We start from the raw sequence: 17,969 nt of genomic DNA, 5'->3' as shown, positions 1-17,969 counted from the left end.
TTCTCAATCTGCTTCACCTCTTCACAAATAATCTTATGTACAGCTAATTGTCCCTCATGTCTTATTCTTTAAGAGAAGCTAGACATGGGAAAAACCCCTCGGTTTGCTGGAGGGGCTTTCCATTATCGGCAAGAACCAATTCAATGTCCTCAACGGTGGCAGCGATGGCAGTTATGACAGTTATGACAGTTGTGGCAATTGTGGCATCGGTGACAATTAAAGCAATTGGAGCAATTGAAGCAATTGGTGCAGGTAAAGCAATTGGTGCAATTAAAGCAGTTGGTGCAGGTAGAGCAGTTGGTACAGGTAGAGCAAAAGAAGACGCATAATCGAGCATCTTGCTGGCCTTGCGCGTCCCAAGGCGTCACCTCTGTCGCACTGAACTCGGAAACATTCAACTTCTGTAGATCATTTTGGAAATCATTCATTTGCTAAAACCTCCGTTTAATAAATTGTTGTGCCGGCAGCATGCTCTGGCACTGGTAAAATGAACAGAACCAAGATAATCAGGAAACAACTTCCCCTATGAGATCCGCCCATTATTCGATTACCCCCATGACAACATATGAACTCAGTTCCGCTCTTGTTACTGATCAAAATGCCTATATTTTAGTGCTTTTCCTATCTAAATATCTACAAATAGACTTAATATCTAGCTAACAGCGAGTTAATAAATCCGTTCTATTCTTAGTAAGGGTTTACGGCAACCCTAGACTATACTACAAGAAGGATGTGGCTCATGTTGAAATTATTAAAAAGAAGAAAGGGATTTGTGAAAAAAAAGGGTGCAATTTTGTTAGGCGTGTGGTTTGCGTTTTTCTGCTTTTCAGGAATTTTTTTCAATACGCATGCAAATGCTGCTGCTTCATCTCATGTTGTTATTAGTCAAATTTATGGTGGTGGCGGGAACAGTGGTTCGTCGTACAAAAATGATTTTATTGAACTCTACAATCCTACGAATTCCAGCATAAACTTGTCCGGATGGTCCGTTCAGTACGCTTCTGCAAGCGGCTCATTTAGTAACATCACAAATATATCGGGCAGCATTGACGCTCATCAATACTTTTTAATCGCAGAAGCAAGCGGAGGCAGCGGAACAGTTAACCTGCCGTCACCTGATATAACAGGCACTATAAACTTAAGCGCAAGCAGCGGAAAAGTTGCATTGGCAAAAGTCACTACATCGGTATCCGGCTCAACAGATTCAAATGTTGTGGATTTTGTAGGCTACGGTTCTGCAAATGATTCAGAAACTTCTCCTGTAGGCACACTTTCAAATACTACAAGTGCAGAACGGAAAGATAACAACGGCGGAACAGCTCAGGATCAAGGTAATGGTTGGGACACTGCCAATAATGCAAACGACCTGTATATTACAAGCAGCATAAATCCTCATAATTCCTCAAACGCAGCACAGCCGCCATTAGCGCCACCTAATGATGACGATAATATGGGATTAGGCAATCCAAGCGGTGCAACCAGCGATATATCCAATTCCAATAATTATTTGATGATTAAATCACAATATGTTTTTTCTTACAATAACAGCAAACACGAGCCTAACTGGACCAGTTGGCACTTGGGTTCGGCTGATCTTAGCAGTACAGCGCGACAGGATGATTTTCGCCCGGACACCACACTGCCGTCAGGATGGTATGAGGTTAAAGCGAGTGAATTTTCGGGGACTGGATTCGACAGAGGACACATGTGCCCTTCCGGAGACCGTACATCTTCCGTTGCCAACAATTCAGCAACATTCCTGATGGATAATATGATTCCTCAAGCGCCAAATAACAACGAGGTTACCTGGGCAAACTTGGAGGATTATGAACGTTCGCTTGTTACGTCCGGCAACGAGGTATATATTATAGCCGGAGGTTACGGAAGCGGAGGCACCGGGTCCAATGGATACATGACTACTGTAGGGAACGGTGTTGTGGTACCGTCAAAGACATGGAAAATAATCGTAGTGCTGCCTAACGGAAATAATGATATTAGCAGAATAACATCTTCAACCAGAGTCATTTCTGTTCTGATGCCAAATGATCAGACGGTTTCTAGTCAGCCATGGGGCAACTATCGAGTAAGTGTAAATGATATTGAGTCTTTGACTGGCTATAATTTCCTTTCTTCAGTACCTACCAGCATCCGAAATGTCCTTAAGGCCAGTGTTGATAATGGTCCTACGAAGTAATATAATAATTGCCCAAATACATATTTAAGCTTAAAGATAAGGATCGTTGGAATAAAATCCATCGATCCTTCATTCTTTGTGTCACAGGGAAAATCGCAGCCCGTTAATGCGCAACAAATTTACAATCATTGTTAATCAGCAGGATACAGGCAACGCGAAACGCGAAAAACCGCGCGGTGCGCATGTCGAAGGAGCATTTGATTCGTTCCGCCACCGGCGCAAACGAAGAGCTCGCCTATCCGGCCTATGCGGACATTCCGTAGAAATTGCAGCAATTCAATTTTTACCTGTAAATTACCAAAACGCGACGCTTGTCGTTCAATTGTGCCCGGCCGAGTTTATTCAGCGGGACGCCAAAGAGAAGAACGATGTGCTTGGCCTGCGAATCTGCATGTTCCCTATTGGAACTGCAGGTCGCAGGCTTTTTTTGCTGCGGATGATCGGCAGCTACGCGGATATAGCAATCCATAAGAAAGGCGGATGTGCAATTCACGTATAATAAAACTTGTACAATTCTAAAATCCAAATTGAAAGGATGTGTCGACATTGGGACATTTGAGGCCTTTTCTTTTATCGGAGGATGCGCGTTCTCAAGCTGAGTTCTACACGCAATCGCTAGGCGGAGAGATCTTGTCTGTTATGACGCATGAGCAGTCAATGGGCGCACAACACGAGCTTAAGGACAAAGTCATGCATTTATGCCTGGCTGTTGCCGGAGGAAATTCAATTTTCATGGCTGATTCATTGGAGCCGTTGACGCAAGGCTCTGGTATTTTGCTAAATGTATCCTACAAAACAGATTCAGAAGCCAGCGAAGCATTCGCAAAGCTTGCGTTAGGCGGCAGTGAAAAAGCCTTTTGAACTGCAGCCTTTCGGCTTGTTCTACGGAGAACTCACGGATAAATACGGTGTCAATTGGATGATCACCGCCGATTAAACCGCCTGACATGCGCAAAAATATTACGGCCGCCAGTCAACCGGCGGCCTTTGGTCCGTGCGGCCCCCCGGTGCGCGGTATTGCGCCGCATGACGGCGGTCGGCAGACGCACTAACGCTGGAAATACGCCTGCTATAAAGCTTAATTCCGACGATGCGTGAATCGCAAAATCCACAGTGCTTCCGGGAGACAAGCTTGCTTCGCCAAGGGCGCAGGCAACAGCGGAGAAAACCTGCTAAAGCCCCCATGCCGTTGGGCGGTACCCATGAAGATGAAAGTAATGCATCACCAAGGGCACGGTCTTCTACTCGCCGACGCGGAGAAAACCTGCTAAAGCCCCTATGCCGTTGGGCGGTACCCATGAAGATGAAAGTAATGCATCGCCATGGGCACGGTCTTCTACTCGCCGATACGGCAAAAACCTGCAAAAGTGCAGGTTTTTTCCCGTTGATCCGCTTGCAGCGCAAAATTCCTGCAAATGTGCAGGTTTTCCGGCCCAAAGTCACGCTACGCCCCGTCATGTCCGGGAAATTCCTGCACATTTGCAGGCTTTCCCGCCATTCCGGCCGCATCCATGGAAAAAACCTGCACTTTCGCAGGTTTTTGGCCTGCCAAGCCGTTTCAATGAACGGCTGCGCTAACTTGGGCGGCGAAACTAGACATGGTCGCCGGATCGGCGCCATGCGCCCCCCATGGGACTGCCATGGGGCTTCCCTTCCGCCGGGCCATAATCGCTCCGCGATAACTCGCGCCTTCCGGCTTCCGGCGGAAGCGCCCGCGGTCCGGGACCTTCGCGTCCCAGACCGCCGCGGCTTGTACCCCCGGCCCGCAACGGCCCGGCCCGGTCTCACCCATACCGCCGGCTCAAACCGTGCGGCCGGACGCCGCCTCGCCCAGCGAATGCAAGTACAGCTGCTCGTAGTAGCCCTGCCGCTGCAGCAGCTCGCCGTGCGTGCCCTCCTCGACGATCCGGCCCTCGCGCATCACGATGATGCGGTCCGCGCCGACGATCGTCGAGATGCGATGCGCGATGATGAGCGAAGTTCTGCCCTCGGCTACGACCTGCAGAGCCGCTTGAATCAGCTGCTCCGTGTGCGAGTCAAGATTTGCCGTCGCTTCGTCGAGGATCAACACCTTCGGCTGGAACACGATGATGCGGGCAAAAGAAATCAGCTGCCGCTCGCCGGCGGACAGCCCGCTTCCCCGCTCCGATACGCGGGTATCGTAGCCGTCTTTCATCCGCATGATCAGCGGATCGGCGCCGACGAGCCTGCATGCGCGCATGACATCCTCCCGTCCGATCGTTTCGTCGAACATGCGGACGTTGTCCAAAATGCTGCCGGAATACAAGTACGGCTCCTGCTGCACGAGCCCGACGATGCGGTGCAGATCCGCCTGCCGGATATCGCGAATATCGGTGCCGTCGATTTCGATGCTTCCCTCCCGCACATCGTAGAACCTGCACAGCAGGCTGATGAGCGAGCTTTTTCCCGCGCCCGTCGTGCCGACGATGCCGATCATTTCCCCCGGCCGGATCGACAGGTTCAAATGATCGATCACCGTCGCATCTTCCCGGTAGCCGAAGCTGACGCGGTTAAAATCGATGGCCCCTTTCACCTGCGCTATATCCACTTTCGCCGGACGCTCCGCGTCGGTAATGTCCGGCTGCGTCGAAAAGACGTTCCAGATCCGGTTCACGGATACGGTTGCGGATTGCAGCGTGTTCCACTGCTGCGTGATGCTGTTGATCGGCTGGAAAAATTGCCGAATATAAGTGATGAAGGCATACAGCACGCCGAACTCGATCGTTTTATGAAAGACCGCCATGCCGCCCAGCCAGGTGATGAACGCTACCGAGAGATTGCCCAGCATATCAAAAGAGCGGTTGAACAGCACGTTCGTCCGGACTTCCCGCAGGTTGGCGCGAAAATACCCCTGATTGCGCTCGGAAAACCGGCCGTTTTGCTCGCGTTCCTGGTGAAACGCTTGAATCAGGTGCATGCCGGACAAATTTTCGGCGGCGAAGCCAATTAGCTGGGACAGTTGCGATCTCGACAGCTGGTATGTTTTGCGCATATAAGTGCGAAACCCGATCGCGATAACCGCTATTACGGGGATTACGATCATGCTGTATAAAGTAAGCTGCGGATCGAGATGGAACATCAGCACAATAATAAAGACCAGTGTCATGCCGTCGCGCATCAAACTGAGCAGCACCTGCGTGAAAAATTGATTCAGCGTCTCCGTATCGCTCGATACGTGCGTAATCAGGCTGCCGCTCGGCGTGCGGTCGTAGTAGGACATCGACATGCGGAAAATATGCGCGAACAAATCTTTGCGTATGCGGGCGACGACGCTTTGGCCCGCAAACTGCAGCAAATTGTTTTGCACATAGGTGAAAAACAGGCTGCCGACGGACAAGCCAAGGTAAAACAGACAGATGACCACGAGCGAGCGGTAATCGTTGCGGCCGCTCATCAGATTGTCGTCGATGGCGATTTTGACCAAATACGGCTGAAGCAAATCCGCCGCAATGCCCAGCAGCGTGCAGCAGAGCACGAGCAGGAACGTATATTTATGCGGCTTGGCATAATAGGATAACATGCGGAATGCCGACATGCCGGCTTTATTTGAAGGAGGTTTCGTCATCGTCCGCCATCCTCCTTCCTTCCTGGATGGCGTGCAGCTTGGCATACAAGCCGTTCTGCTCAAGCAGCTCCCGGTGCGTCCCGCGCTGCACGATCCGCCCTTCGTCCAGCACGATGATCTCGTCCGTGTGCTTCAGGGCGCTGATCCGGTGTGCGATCCAGATCGTCGTTTTCGCTGAGCGCTCCCGGCGAATCGTATCGATGATATGCTTCTCCGTCACCGAATCCACGGCGCTGACGCTGTCGTCCAAAATCATCAGCGGCGAATCTTTGATGATGCCTCTCGCCAGACTCGTTCGCTGGCGCTGCCCGCCGGACAGCGTGACGCCCCGCTCGCCCAGCTTCGTCTCGAACCGCTCGGGGAACGACGCGATGCTGGCGAATATTTCCGCTTTGCGCGCGGCGTGCTCCACCTGATCGAGCGGCGTATCCCTGCGGTAAAACGCGATGTTGTCGCGGATCGTCGTGCTAAACAGGAAGCCTTCCTGCGGCACGTAGGCGATCTGGCTGCGCAAGCTTTCCAGCGTATGCTCGCGGATATCTTTGTCGCCGATCCAGACCGTGCCTTCCGGCGGATCGTAAATGCGCAGCAGCAGCTTGACGAGCGTCGTTTTGCCGCTGCCCGTTTTGCCGATAATGCCTAGCGACTTACCCGGTTCAATCCGCAGGCTGATATCGTGCAGCACTTCGTCTTCCTCGCCGGGATATGCGAACGACAAGTGTTCGATGCGTATGGCCGAATGCTCGAAATCCGCTTCCTCGGGCTCTTCAAGCTCCTGAATGTCCGATTTCAGATCGAGCAAATCGTTGATCCGCTCCAGCGACGCTCTTGACCGCTGCATCGTATTGATGACCCGGCCGATTTGCTGAAGCGGGTTAACCATCATGCGGATGTACAGCGTCAGCGATACAAAATGGCCCAGCGTAATCCGCTGATGAATCGTCAAATAGCCGCCATACGCCAGCGTGACGATCAGCGACAGTGCGCCGAGAAACGGAATCAGCGCCTCAAACAGCGAGGACAGCCGTACGAGGCGAAGCTGGCTGTCGCGAATGCGGTCGACCGTATCGCCGAACCGGCGGTTCATAATCGATTCGACGGCGAACTTTTTGGCGACCCGGATGCCGCCGAATTGCTCTTCCGCCGATTCCGTCATTTTGCTCAGCGCCTCCTGCACGAGCAGCGACCGCTTTCGGATCACAGGGCTGAACCGGACGACGATGAACGGGATCGAGACCATCGGCGCGACGCAAACCGCGATCAGGTAATAGGGAATCGAGCTGAACAGCATCGAAACGATGACGGCCCCGATCAAAATCGTGGAGTTCACGATCTGGTTGATGCCCATCGATATCGATTCCCTGACGGCGGTCACATCGTTGACCACATAGCTCAGAAGCTTCCCAACGCCATGCTTCGAGTAAAAGCTTGCGCTCAGCTTCGTAAAATGCTCGAACAGGCGATTCCGCGCAACATATTCGAACCGCCTGCCGAACCGCATGATCATATACTGTCCGATGGCGATCAGTAACCCGTACGTAACGCCGATCGCGAGCAGTCCCAGGCTGTATTCGATGATGCGCGAACGGGTCAAGTCGCCCTGCTGCAGATGATCCGTGAACTGTCCGAGCAGCTTGGGGTAGTACGAGTACACGATATTTCCCACCGAAATCATTAGCGCCGCGGCAGCATACATCAACCATTTCTCTTTGAGATAATCGCTTAATAACCGTGTAGAGTTCAAAAGAGAGTCACTTCCTATGCTTGTGATCACGTTGCCCTTTACTGTCATTATACGGTATTCGTTTTAAAATAGGCGATATCGCAGGGAAATTGTGTCCTCCTGGAACTTGGATCGTCCGGGATTCATTGACATCGGACCGCCCGGAAGGCGATAATAAAGTGATCGGCGGGTTCGATCCGTTCCCATTTTCATAAATAAGAAGGTGAAAACTTCAAGTGACTGTAAACGATTCCATGGGCTTCATCATCAGCAAAACGGCAAGGAAACTGAATCAATTGCTTACACTTCGATTCCAACCCTACGAGATTACCCCCGAACAGTGGTCGGTTCTGAACAAACTGGCCGAAGACGATGGAATTTCCCAAAAAGAGCTGTCGATCCGAATTGAAAAAGACCCGACGAACGTTACCCGCATTCTCGACCAACTGGAGCGCAAGGGTATGGTCAAAAGGGTCGCGAACGAGGAAGACCGCCGCTCCTTTTTGACTTATGCAACGGACAGCGGCCGCGCGCTAAGCGAACTGCTGGCGCCGATCGAGGCCGAGCTCGTGCAAAGCGTCCTTCAGGACATTCCGAAGGATGAGGTTGCGGTTTTGCGCAAAGCGCTCGATCAAATCAACGCAAATATCGAAAAGAAAAATCCCTCCGACCTGCAGTAAGCAGATTCGCAGGGATTGCCCAGGTCGCGGCGTTAGCGACCGGGCGCCGGCTTCGGTTCGGAGCCGCCGCGACCGCGGACCATGCCCCCAAGCTTTGGCCGCGCCTTTGGGTCACAGGCTGAATCTTCGCCGGTAGTCGCATTTGCGGCACAACTCTTCAACGACTTCCCTTCGGGAGAAGCCGTCGTACAACCGGGTCGCGCGCTCGCCCTCGATGATGTCCGAGAAGTGCTTTTGATGAATATTGCCCAGATTGATAACCCCTTCTCCGTCCAGACAACAAGGAATAACGGTACCGTCCACAAGAATGCCGGCCTGGTTGCGCAAGCCGTGACAGAACCCTTTGCCCTCGTCCTCCTCTTCTTTCAGAGCAGGCCATACGAACTCGTAATCCTGATTGATATAGATGCGGTCGGCAATTTGGGTTCCTTTCCCGCGCACGACTTGCTCCTCGATTTTGTAGTCGAGATTAAACTCCTGCTCGATCATGCCGAGCAGCTCGCGGTTTCGCTGCCGCTCCTGATTCGTCGCGTTGTCCCGGTTCAAATTCCACAGGCGCAGCGAAAAGATGATGTCGGACGAGGCGGCGGCGGCTTCCTTGATAAAGCCGAGAATGCCGGCCAAATATCCCGCCTTGTCTTTGGAACCTTCGTGCCCGTCAAAGCTGTGCAGCGAAAAATTCATCTGTCTGAGCGCCGGCTTGTTCAGCAGCTTGTGCCTGTTTTTGGCAATGAGCGTGCCGTTGGACGTAATATTGACTTTAAGGCCGCGTTCGTGGCTCAGGTCCAGCAGCTCGTCGATTTTGGGATGCAGCAGCGGCTCTCCTTTTACGTGAAAATAAATATAGTCCGTATGCGGCTTGATTTGATCGAGCGTCTTGGCAAAATCGTCGACGGCAATGAAGTTGGCCTTTCGCTGCGTCGGAGGGCAAAACGTGCAGGCCAAATTGCAGACGCTCGTAATTTCAATATAAAATTTTTTAAACTTCTTCATTATGTGGATACTCCAGTTCTGATCAGACATGTTCCTTTACTTTAAACTTACACATGGCCGGGCATGCATGTCAATGTCAGATCCTGCTCAACCTTCGGCGGCAAACGTAAAAACCGTCCCCTGCGCGGCCAAAACGATCTCGCCCCGGTACATTTCGCCCGCCTCTACAGGCAGCCTGCTTACGTCTCCAAAATGCGGCAAATGCGTCAGCGCCAGCTTTTTTACATTCGCCTGCTCGGCCAGCCGCCCCGCTTCGTGCGCGTTCATGTGCCCGTATTTCCGCGCTTGATCGAATCCGGCGTAAAAGGAAGCTTCGGCGATCAACACGTCCGCCCCGCGGCAAAATTCGATCAACGAATCGTCGTAGTACGTGTCGGCGGTATAGACCAGCACTTGGCCGCCGACTTTCACTTTCACCGCCAGGCAGTACACTTCATGAAACGTTTGGAAAAAAGACAGCTCCATGTCGCCGAAACGCAGCGTATCCGCCGCGGACACAGCGCGGACGGCTGTGCCTTTCATCGAGGCGTATCCGCCCTGCTCCGCCGGCTTCGGGTCGCGAGCTATATAAACCGGCAGATCCGCCGTCCTTATTTGCAAATCGGTGTCGATCAGACAGGCGTACTGCAGGCAGCCGAAATCGGCGATATGATCGTGATGCGTATGCGTAATGATCGCGGCGGTAAGCTGATCGAGCTTGGCATACTTTTGCAGGCAGGACAGCACGCCGCTCCCGCAATCGATCAGGATGCGCTCCTGCCCATGCTCCAGCAAATAGCCTGCCGTAGCTTCTCCCGCTTTCGGATAGGCGCCCCATTGGCCGATCACCGTAAATTTCATCGCTATCCCTCTTTCTTATAGGTTTGGATTTTTTCAAAGGCTGCGGGCGCCATATAATTTCTGGCGAATTCCGCTTTATTCGAGAGCAAAAACATGCGCACAAGCGAACTGCTCGTTTGCATGTTAGGAGTAAAAGGCGACAAGTATACCGTATCCGCATCGGTCGTATTTCTTATGTACTGCTCCATCTGGAGCTCGTAATCGAGATCTGTCGCATTGCGGATGCCGCGAATGACGACATGAATGCCGTGGGCATTAATGTAATCCGCGACGATTCCTTCATAGGGCACGATCTTCGTCCGCTCCTGCTGCCTGGGGGAAATGGATACCCCGACCAGCTCGGTCCTTTGTTCGATCGTAAACAGGTGCTTCTTCGAACGGTTGTTGGCGATGACGACGTGGACTTCGTCGAACATTTTCAGCGCCCTCTCAATAACGGATAAATGACCCAGCGTAATCGGATCAAAACTCCCGGCGTATACGGCTTTCATGACAACACCTTCCTTTTCGAATCCAGTCTCGTTGCATGTACGGTTTTCCGGCATCTATGAGTCTGTCCGACGGAGATACGTGGTTCATCGGACAGACTCCTATGTATGAATTCGCGGTCGGTCGGCGGATTCCTTTTGAGAAAAGAAGAAGGAACGAGCGAAAATCGCATTGACAGTCCCGCCGAATAATGATATATTATGCGTCAAATTCATACTATTCCCATGTGAATTAATAAACGGAGGTGCACGTCATCTATGAAACTATTGAAATCTGCCCAAACCATACGCGCCATCGCATTATCCGCCGCTCTATTATCGTTCGGTACAGTTCATCAGGCGGCATTCGCTGCGCAATCCGGTCAAGCGAACGCGGAATACAAGCAATTTTTGAAAGATCATTACAACGTCAGCCTGGCTGCTTCCTTAACCAAAGGCGACTTCGTCAATGCGGTCAACAGCATTTTGAAGCTGCAGCCCAAAGATCAGTCCAATCCTTTTACCGATGTGCAAAAGAGCAGCCCTTATTATGACGCGGCCCGGGCGCTGTACGAGAACGGAATTATTACGGAAAAACAGCTGCAGGGCGAGCTGCCGCTTACCGAGCTGCAAGCGACTTTTATCGCGGTCAAAGCGGCCGGTTTGAAGGAACTGGCTTATACATATCCCCAGGACAAAATCAAAACCGCGCTGGCCAAGCTTAAGCTGGGCGCCGGGCAGACCGGGGCGCTCACCGAGCAAGCTGCGCAAGAGCTGGCTGCCGCTGTAGATACGGGGCTCCTCGCCAAAGAGCGGCACGCCGATTTCAAGCCTGAAGCAGCTGCTGATGAGCGTTTTACCGGCGATTTGCTAGTCAAAATCCTCGATTTCCAGGGCCATTACAAGCATTATCTCGGCTTGACGACGGACGATGACATTTTCGGCAAAGTGCAGGAAGCCTGGAAGACGGAGGATCTTATTTCCGCCAAGGAGCTGCGCGCCGTTTTTGACAAAGCTTTGAGGCAAAATCTCGTGACCGGCTACAACTTGAAGGATACCCGGTATGACGCGAATTTCGATCCGAAGCTGTCGCTCACCTACGGGCATTCCGACATTACGCATGCCGTTCAGCTGATCGGCTTGCTGCGCAGCGAAGGCATTCAGGCCAAAGTGCAGCTGGAGCCCAAGACGTCGGCCTTCATTTATTTGAAGGAATGGGGCGAGCCGACGCAAACGGACGATTACCAGGTGGTGCAGATCGAGAACGGCAATTATATCGCTTATTCCAAAGAATACGATATCGAGTTCGAGTTTGACAATGCGGAGCAAAAGAATAAGTTCCAATCCGTCATTTTCCAATATGCCAAAAAGAACAGTGAGGATGCGAAAGGCCTGATTTACGCCTCCTGGTGGCAGCCGCTCTACTATTCTTTGACCGAGCTTCCGGATTATAAACAAATTTCCAACAACAAAATTACTAAAGGCCATTATTACGCGCAATCCTTTACCTTGAACGACAAATCCGCCGATCTCGCGGCAGGCATCAACAAAATCGATTCGAGCCTGCAGGTGGACAGCTATAAATTTTGGGTGGACGAGCCGTTTTACAACTACTTGTTAGGCGGCTACAAGTAAGTCGCGGTAATTCCTCAGCTCTTCCGAAGTACATCTCAATCCAAAGCTCCATGCCCCATCTCGCTTCCGAAACCAGCCTTGGATAGCTACGCCGAGATATTCCAGCTCAGGAATAATCCTTCCCTCTGGCGTAGTCTTCTCGATCAGGTGAAGCGTCTTGGTCTTTTCGGGGGAAAGTTTCAATCGCAATTTCATCATGGTCGATTGAACGATATCTTCCCCACGTCGTACCTCATCTTCCTCTCGTCCAAAGAGTACGAAATCGTCCGCATAGCGGACGAATCGTACTTTTTCTTTTTCCAGCTCCCAATCCAGCTCATTCAGATCTTACCCTTTAGGGTTTTAGGTTCCGGAGAGTACGCACCGTTCCCAATTCAATACGAACCCATATTCTGCAAGTTTTCTCTATACATTGATGGTATAATTGAGTCAGAAAGCTTAAATATGATGTGAACGAAGTTATAAAAATATAGCTTTCAACCGCTATTTAAAGAGCAGTTTCATCTTCGGCATTATCCTCCGGTCAAGTATAGATTTGACTTTTACGATAAGTGTTACGTAGAGTGAAAGGAACTGCCACTTCTGGAGACTACAGAGCTGATATATTGATTGAAAAGGACGACTAATAATATGAATAAAGATAAACAAGAATTAATCCTGGAGCTGCAGGAGTTATACCGTCAGATCATACATGTTTCGTCACAATTATGGGAAACCAATCAGATAACCAAAAGCGGATCATGGGCCATTATTGCCAAAAATGAGTCTTCGCTGAGAATTCAAGAAATAGTCAATTTGGATTTCAAGAAAAAAATAGTGTTTTCCTCAGAATTGCGTGATTTGCGTGAATTTGCAAATGACATTTTGGATAGGGCAAATCTTCTTCTTGAAGAGGACCTTCAACAAATAGGCAAGGAAAAACTACTGTGAACCTGGCCGAGAACGATTTGAATCGGCTTGCCAAAGCAGAAGCAAATCTTCAATCGCTAGGATGTCGAGTGCTTTCGGATCCGGATCGAATGGTAATATATAGGTGATAATCCCTGCTTCAACAATCTTCAACCAGGGGGAGCTTGATTAGTCTGTCTAAACCTTTTTTATTCTTATTGGAACTGTTACGGATAGTCATTTTTTTGGTTATTGGCTTTGGCGTACTTGGGTGGGTAGAACAATTAATTTTATATTCTCCTTTTAAAATTAAAATAGAAGAATACTTTAGTGGCTGTTGTCCTGATTTTTTCCCCATTGATGCTACCTTTGGAAGGTGGGGGCAACCAGAAGATGTCGCGGATATTGCTGCTTTTCTAGCTTCTCCCGACAGCCGTTGGGTAACCGGGCAATTGATTGATGCCAGTGGGGGCTCTCATTTGTAAAGTCACGCATTATTACAGCAATTGTTGTTACGACGATTCCAAATACCGGATTCCTTTTGAATAAAGGGGCCGGTTTTTCATGCAATGAATTGCTTAGCGTACGATTTTTCCGTTTCGTGAGGTGCCCCTTGTGAATTTATTTCCGTTTAGCCCCCCTAAGCGGAAATAAATGGGGCGCATTTCTCCATACTTGCGCAGTCAAAGGCGGCACGCTCGTCATAACATAAATAATAGAGGACGAGACATTCGAGAGGGCGTGCAAGCATTTATGAAAAAAAGAGCGGGAACATCCAACCATAAAAGGGCCGGGAGCCGCCCGGAACCGCAAACGATGGCGCAAATTCAGGCGGTTATGAACAGAGTGCCTGTTCTAATTGTAACGAAAGACGGAAGCTGCTATTGCGGAATTGTCCGGGAAGCGCAGGACGGGGAACTGCTGATCGAAGGCGTAAAAGGCAAGCGGAAGCTGTCCCGAAATCCGGCCAGAGCGAAAGCGCAAATTTCGTCGCTGGGCGGATTGGGCGCGTTAGGCGGTCTGGGCAATCTGCTCGGCAAATCCGGAGGTTTAGGCGATTTAGGCGGGCTTTTGGGCGGTCTTGGGGGAGCCGGAGGAACCGGAGGAACCGGAGGAGCCGGGGCAGCCGGAGGATTAGGCGGTTTGGGGGGCGGAAACTTTTTCGGATCAATCGGCAGTTTTATGAAAATAGGCATGGGCGTGCTTAAATTCGTTATGCCGCTGATGAAAGGTTTCGGCATCTAGGTTCGCGGCGATGCGGCGGCCCACAAGGCCTGCAATTGTGCAGCTTCCTGTATTTTAACTGCGGATTCTCGTTTTGGAAAAAAGACTGCTCCGACAATTACAGCTGATCACTCTCCGGTTTTCGCCCGCCATACCCTGCACGCTGCGTGTTTCGTCAGGGCCGTTTTATGGCGGGGCCGTCATTATAGATCGGAAATGTCCCGATATTCAATTTCGGCAAATGTCCTGCCCTATTTTATTTTCTTTCATGAATATTTCCATCTCTTGGATGCTTCATGTCACTTGAGTAACCATGATGGAAAAAAACTCCGCTCTTATGCTTCTTCGCTTTCTCTTTGATATAGTCTGCCGTTCGGAGCGCTAGCGACATGACCATATTCGTAAGAATTCCGGCACCTGACGTGACAAAAATGCTCGCGTCGCAAATAAAAAGGTTGGGAATATCGTGAGTTTGTCCAAACGAATTAACGACTGAGGATTTGGGATCATTCCCCATCCGGCAGCCCCCCATCATATGAGCGGTGTCAGGAATGACGAATTCAACTGTGCCTCCCGCAGCCGCGAGTATTTCTCTCATTTTACCTACCGCATGGTCGATGAGTTTCCGGTCATTATCTCCGTATCTGAACTGGGGGGATAAGGCGGCTCCCCGGGAAAAAAACCTGCGAAAGTGCAGGTTTTCTCCGGGAAAGTGGTTCATTTTAGCGAAAAGCCTGCGAAAGTGCAGGAATTTTCGCCAAAAATGAACCTGAGCCCATGTTCGCGGCGAAAAGCCTGCACATTTGCAGGAATATGCCGTGGCCGGCGCATCCGTCGAGCAAAAACTGTACTTTTGCAGGTTTTCTTCACGCAACCAGGCGGATGGTGCGACCGGCCGGCTCTGGCGCGCGGGTTTCTCCATAGCCTGCGAAAGTGCAGGCTTTCTACCGTCGCGCGGGGGCGACCGCCGCCATGTGCCCGGCGGCACAACGCGCGCCCGGGATTCGCCCGCGCCGGTACTCCGCGGACGAGCCCCGCCCGGCACGCGAAAGATGCAAAAAGACGCTCCCCTTCGGGTTCGGGAAGGCGTCTTTCCGCATGTTCAAGCCAGATTCCAGGCTGAATGAATTTTCGGCACGTCGGCGATCAACTGCTTCGTATACCGGTGCGACGGATGGAGAATGATGTCCTCCGCGCTGCCTCTTTCCACGATTTTGCCTTTTTCCATAATGTATATCGTATCGCTTACATAATAGGCCAGCCCGACATCGTGCGTAATGAAAATGATCGTCATGTTGTTTTCATCGCGCAGCTTCAGCAGCATATCGAGAATCGTCGAGCGGGAGCAGGCATCCACCATCGATGTCGGCTCGTCGGCAATCAGCACCTTCGGGTGCAGTATGAAAATCCGCGCGATCATAAGCCGCTGCATCTGCCCGCCGGAAAGCTCGAACGGATATTTGTTGTACAGCTCCTCAAATTTCAAATTGACGAACGAACAAGCTTCTTTCATCTTCTGAAACTGCTCTTCTTTGGTCAGCTTCAGCCCTTGCAGTTTGATGCAATCCATCAGCAGCTTGTCGACTTTGTGGAACAAATTGAACGAGGAAAAAGGGTCCTGGAATATTGCCTGGATATCTTTCCAGTACGCCTTCCGACTTGCGTGCGTTTTTAGCTGCCGCCGCTCCCCCTTGTACTCGATAGTCCCGCTTGTCTCCTTCAGCAGCCCCATGATGATTTTGGCCACAGTCGTTTTGCCGCTGCCGCTTTCCCCGACGATGGAGGCGATCTCCCCTTCGCGGAAGTCGAAGCTCACATCCTGCACGGCGGTCGTCTTGTTTTTGCCGTACCCGAAAACTTTCGTAATCTGCTGCCCGCTAATCAGTACGTCACTGCCGCTCATTCGCATACCACTCCTTTAACGTCCGGACTTCAAAATGGCACCGGTACATGCGGCCATCCACCGTTACGCCGGCTACTTTGCCCGCCTTGCACGCATCCTGCGCATAGGAGCAGCGATCTGCGAACCTGCACCCGTCGGGCACATTTTTCAAGTTCGGCGGAGCCCCCGGAATCGCTGCCAGCTTGTGCCGCTTCATGCCTTCTTCCGGAACGATGATGGAGCCCATCAGCTTTTTCGTGTAAGGGTGAAGCGGATCGAAAATCATCTGGTGCGACGCCCCCCTTTCGACGATTTCGCCGGCGTACATGACGACAATATCGTCGGTAACATGGTAGAGCAGCGGGAGTTCATGCGTAATGAACACGAGCGAGCGGATGAATTTTTTTTCCAGCAAATCCTTCAAAAGCTTAACCACCGCCTTCTGCGAGGTGACGTCCAGCGCGGAGGTCGGTTCATCGGCGATCAGCACTTTCGGGTTCAGTATGGTGGAAATCGCGATCACCGTTCTTTGCTTCATGCCTCCTGAAAGCTCATTCGGATACGCATTCAGCACGTTCGGCGACAAATTCAACGTTTCAAAACGTTCCGCTGCCAGCGCCCACACCTGCTGTTTGGTCAGCTCGGGCCGATGCTCTTTCATTATATCTTCAATAAAGCGAATGATTTTCATCGTCGGATTTAACGCGTTCATGGCCGCTTGCGGAATGTAGGCGATTTCCCGGCCGGAGACCTGCTTCCTGAGCTGCTCCTTGTCAAGCTTCATAATATCCGTGCCGTCGACCGAGATGGAGCCGCTGCCATAATGGAGCGGAGCGAAATAAAAGCCCATCAGACTGAGTGCCAGCGTGGACTTGCCGCAGCCGGACTCGCCGGCGATCCCCAAAGTTTTGCCGTCTTCCAGCACGAAGTCAACTCCGTCGACCGCGTACACCTTTTCTTTTAACCGGGTTTTGTAATAGGTTTTTAAGTTTTTCACTTCCAGAATAAGTTTGCTCATAGCTAGCTCCTTATTTTAGGGTTGAATATTTCGTCCATCCCCGTATTCATCATGTACAGCGAGAAGGTAATGACCGCAATGGAGAAAGCCGCCGGAATGAACGCCCACCAGGCCCCTGCCACCGGAGCTTCGAACACCAGAGCCCAGTTCATCAAAATACCGAGCGAAATGGTGTTGTAAGGCCCCAGACCCAGCATGGAAATGGAAGCTTCCGCCAAAATGCCGGATGCGGTTTGCAGAACGAAAGCCATGACGACATAGGAGGCGATGTAAGGAAGAATTTCGGAAACGATAATTGTCGGCGTACTGTGTCCGGAAATTTTGGCGATGTTCACATGGTCCCTGCCCCGCAGCGAAGTTGTTTGGGCCCGCACCGACCTCGCCGTCCACGGCCAGCTCGTTATGCCGATGATCAGCGCCGTCACAAGGGAGCTCCGGGAGTTGATGCTGACCGAGACCAGAATCAAAATAATAAAAGACGGGATGACGATAAAAATGTTGGTGACGGTCGTCAAAATGTTGTCCCACAAGCCTCCGATATAGCCCGAGGCCAGCCCGATAACGAGCCCGATGACGGTGGCGCAGACGCCTGCGATCAGCCCTACCTTGACGGAAGTCCGTATCCCGTACATCAGTTCGAGAAAAATGTCCCGGCCGAAGTTGTCCGAGCCCAAAATCATGCCGCCGCCCGGCGGCTGGAAAGCGAGCGCGACCATCTCAAGCGGATCGCTGCGGTTGATAAGCGGGTACACGGTAACTAGCGCCAGCATGATCACCAGCGCCACCGCTCCGATCATAAATTTGGGGGATTTCAGTAAAATTCGGACCGTATGCGTCAT

At 51.4% G+C, this 17,969-nt stretch carries 16 protein-coding genes and 2 pseudogenes; 7 read left to right on the top strand and 11 right to left on the bottom strand.

Translation table 11 applies throughout. The annotated features are described in order from the left end of the window. Nucleotides 1–149 precede the first annotated feature (149 nt). Entirely contained in the window at nucleotides 150–428 is a 279-nt protein-coding gene (locus AC3G2T_RS19395) for a heterocycloanthracin/sonorensin family bacteriocin (protein ID WP_488436585.1), read from the bottom strand. A gap of 311 nt (nucleotides 429–739) precedes the next feature. Here AC3G2T_RS19395 and AC3G2T_RS19390 point away from each other — a divergent pair, with 311 nt between their 5' ends. Both AC3G2T_RS19390 and AC3G2T_RS19385 read left to right on the top strand, forming a co-directional pair. After that, nucleotides 740–2,194: a DNA/RNA non-specific endonuclease gene (locus AC3G2T_RS19390; protein ID WP_488436584.1), complete on the top strand. Its 1,455-nt coding sequence runs from the start codon at nucleotides 740–742 to the stop codon at nucleotides 2,192–2,194. 630 nt (nucleotides 2,195–2,824) lie between these two features. Beyond that, complete coding sequence (locus AC3G2T_RS19385; RefSeq protein WP_488436583.1) at nucleotides 2,825–3,055, top strand: VOC family protein; 231 nt, start codon at nucleotides 2,825–2,827, stop codon at nucleotides 3,053–3,055. A gap of 940 nt (nucleotides 3,056–3,995) precedes the next feature. Here the strand turns inward: AC3G2T_RS19385 and AC3G2T_RS19380 are convergent. Together AC3G2T_RS19380 and AC3G2T_RS19375 are read right to left on the bottom strand one after the other, a co-directional pair. Next, complete coding sequence (locus tag AC3G2T_RS19380; RefSeq protein ID WP_488436582.1) at nucleotides 3,996–5,780, bottom strand: ABC transporter ATP-binding protein; 1,785 nt, start codon at nucleotides 5,778–5,780, stop codon at nucleotides 3,996–3,998. Further along, the gene (locus tag AC3G2T_RS19375; RefSeq protein WP_488436581.1) at nucleotides 5,758–7,524 is read right to left on the bottom strand and encodes an ABC transporter ATP-binding protein; all 1,767 of its coding nucleotides are present in this window, start codon (nucleotides 7,522–7,524) and stop codon (nucleotides 5,758–5,760) included. Before AC3G2T_RS19375 ends, AC3G2T_RS19380 begins: the two co-directional genes overlap by 23 nt. A 215-nt stretch (nucleotides 7,525–7,739) precedes the next feature. On the opposite strand from AC3G2T_RS19375, the gene AC3G2T_RS19370 reads away from it, so the two are divergent. Beyond that, entirely contained in the window at nucleotides 7,740–8,183 is a 444-nt protein-coding gene (locus tag AC3G2T_RS19370) for a MarR family winged helix-turn-helix transcriptional regulator (RefSeq protein ID WP_474681667.1), read from the top strand. A gap of 111 nt (nucleotides 8,184–8,294) precedes the next feature. Here AC3G2T_RS19370 and AC3G2T_RS19365 read toward each other — a convergent pair whose 3' ends face one another. The 3 genes from AC3G2T_RS19365 to coaD form a co-directional block, all read right to left on the bottom strand. Next, nucleotides 8,295–9,176, bottom strand: coding sequence for a radical SAM/SPASM domain-containing protein (locus AC3G2T_RS19365; RefSeq protein WP_474681668.1), 882 nt, complete (start codon nucleotides 9,174–9,176; stop codon nucleotides 8,295–8,297). An 87-nt stretch (nucleotides 9,177–9,263) separates the two neighbouring features. After that, nucleotides 9,264–10,016: an MBL fold metallo-hydrolase gene (locus tag AC3G2T_RS19360; protein ID WP_488436580.1), complete on the bottom strand. Its 753-nt coding sequence runs from the start codon at nucleotides 10,014–10,016 to the stop codon at nucleotides 9,264–9,266. A 2-nt stretch (nucleotides 10,017–10,018) separates the two neighbouring features. After that, nucleotides 10,019–10,507, bottom strand: coding sequence for a pantetheine-phosphate adenylyltransferase (coaD, locus tag AC3G2T_RS19355; protein WP_474681670.1), 489 nt, complete (start codon nucleotides 10,505–10,507; stop codon nucleotides 10,019–10,021). A gap of 255 nt (nucleotides 10,508–10,762) precedes the next feature. Here coaD and AC3G2T_RS19350 point away from each other — a divergent pair, with 255 nt between their 5' ends. Next, on the top strand, nucleotides 10,763–12,118 hold the full coding sequence (locus AC3G2T_RS19350) for an S-layer homology domain-containing protein (protein ID WP_488436579.1): 1,356 nt from the start codon (nucleotides 10,763–10,765) through the stop codon (nucleotides 12,116–12,118). Here the strand turns inward: AC3G2T_RS19350 and AC3G2T_RS19345 are convergent. Next, nucleotides 12,101–12,433 carry a reverse transcriptase domain-containing protein gene (locus AC3G2T_RS19345; protein ID WP_488436669.1) on the bottom strand — a complete coding sequence of 111 codons (333 nt, stop codon included), beginning with the start codon at nucleotides 12,431–12,433 and terminating at the stop codon, nucleotides 12,101–12,103. The genes AC3G2T_RS19350 and AC3G2T_RS19345 overlap by 18 nt on opposite strands. Nucleotides 12,434–12,748: 315 nt before the next feature. Here AC3G2T_RS19345 and AC3G2T_RS19340 point away from each other — a divergent pair, with 315 nt between their 5' ends. The 3 genes and pseudogenes from AC3G2T_RS19340 to AC3G2T_RS19330 all read left to right on the top strand — a co-directional run bounded on the left by AC3G2T_RS19340 (nucleotide 12,749) and on the right by AC3G2T_RS19330 (nucleotide 14,251). Then, complete coding sequence (locus AC3G2T_RS19340) at nucleotides 12,749–13,048, top strand: hypothetical protein (protein ID WP_488436578.1); 300 nt, start codon at nucleotides 12,749–12,751, stop codon at nucleotides 13,046–13,048. Between the two features lie 320 nt (nucleotides 13,049–13,368). Beyond that, a pseudogene (locus tag AC3G2T_RS19335) lies at nucleotides 13,369–13,491 on the top strand (SDR family oxidoreductase); the annotation flags it as partial. A 268-nt stretch (nucleotides 13,492–13,759) separates the two neighbouring features. Next, entirely contained in the window at nucleotides 13,760–14,251 is a 492-nt protein-coding gene (locus AC3G2T_RS19330; protein ID WP_488436577.1) for a hypothetical protein, read from the top strand. 319 nt (nucleotides 14,252–14,570) lie between these two features. Here AC3G2T_RS19330 and AC3G2T_RS19325 read toward each other — a convergent pair. The 4 genes and pseudogenes from AC3G2T_RS19325 to AC3G2T_RS19310 form a co-directional block, all read right to left on the bottom strand. Beyond that, nucleotides 14,571–14,879, bottom strand: a pseudogene (locus tag AC3G2T_RS19325) (GMC oxidoreductase); the annotation flags it as partial. Nucleotides 14,880–15,332: 453 nt separating this feature from the next. Further along, nucleotides 15,333–16,133 carry an ABC transporter ATP-binding protein gene (locus AC3G2T_RS19320; protein WP_474685915.1) on the bottom strand — a complete coding sequence of 267 codons (801 nt, stop codon included), beginning with the start codon at nucleotides 16,131–16,133 and terminating at the stop codon, nucleotides 15,333–15,335. Further along, nucleotides 16,120–17,130, bottom strand: coding sequence for an ABC transporter ATP-binding protein (locus AC3G2T_RS19315; RefSeq protein WP_488436576.1), 1,011 nt, complete (start codon nucleotides 17,128–17,130; stop codon nucleotides 16,120–16,122). Before AC3G2T_RS19315 ends, AC3G2T_RS19320 begins: the two co-directional genes overlap by 14 nt. A gap of 2 nt (nucleotides 17,131–17,132) precedes the next feature. Continuing rightward, nucleotides 17,133–17,969, bottom strand: a complete 837-nt coding sequence (locus AC3G2T_RS19310; protein WP_474685911.1) for an ABC transporter permease — start codon at nucleotides 17,967–17,969, stop codon at nucleotides 17,133–17,135.

This window comes from Paenibacillus sp. sgz302191 (assembly GCF_057749925.1).
This window is presented reverse-complemented; position numbering and strand designations above follow the sequence as displayed.

Excerpts from the sequence above, each read along its gene's own strand:
- AC3G2T_RS19395 (WP_488436585.1), bottom strand. The coding sequence starts at position 428 with ATGAATGATTTCCAAAATGATCTACAGAAGTTGAATGTTTCCGAGTTC.
- AC3G2T_RS19390 (WP_488436584.1), top strand. The coding sequence starts at position 740 with ATGTTGAAATTATTAAAAAGAAGAAAGGGATTTGTGAAAAAAAAGGGT.
- AC3G2T_RS19380 (WP_488436582.1), bottom strand. The coding sequence starts at position 5,780 with ATGACGAAACCTCCTTCAAATAAAGCCGGCATGTCGGCATTCCGCATG.
- AC3G2T_RS19365 (WP_474681668.1), bottom strand. The coding sequence starts at position 9,176 with ATGAAGAAGTTTAAAAAATTTTATATTGAAATTACGAGCGTCTGCAAT.
- AC3G2T_RS19360 (WP_488436580.1), bottom strand. The coding sequence starts at position 10,016 with ATGAAATTTACGGTGATCGGCCAATGGGGCGCCTATCCGAAAGCGGGA.
- coaD (WP_474681670.1), bottom strand. The coding sequence starts at position 10,507 with ATGAAAGCCGTATACGCCGGGAGTTTTGATCCGATTACGCTGGGTCAT.
- AC3G2T_RS19350 (WP_488436579.1), top strand. The coding sequence starts at position 10,763 with ATGAAACTATTGAAATCTGCCCAAACCATACGCGCCATCGCATTATCC.
- AC3G2T_RS19340 (WP_488436578.1), top strand. The coding sequence starts at position 12,749 with ATGAATAAAGATAAACAAGAATTAATCCTGGAGCTGCAGGAGTTATAC.
- AC3G2T_RS19330 (WP_488436577.1), top strand. The coding sequence starts at position 13,760 with ATGAAAAAAAGAGCGGGAACATCCAACCATAAAAGGGCCGGGAGCCGC.
- AC3G2T_RS19320 (WP_474685915.1), bottom strand. The coding sequence starts at position 16,133 with ATGAGCGGCAGTGACGTACTGATTAGCGGGCAGCAGATTACGAAAGTT.
- AC3G2T_RS19315 (WP_488436576.1), bottom strand. The coding sequence starts at position 17,130 with ATGAGCAAACTTATTCTGGAAGTGAAAAACTTAAAAACCTATTACAAA.
- AC3G2T_RS19310 (WP_474685911.1), bottom strand. The coding sequence starts at position 17,969 with ATGACGCATACGGTCCGAATTTTACTGAAATCCCCCAAATTTATGATC.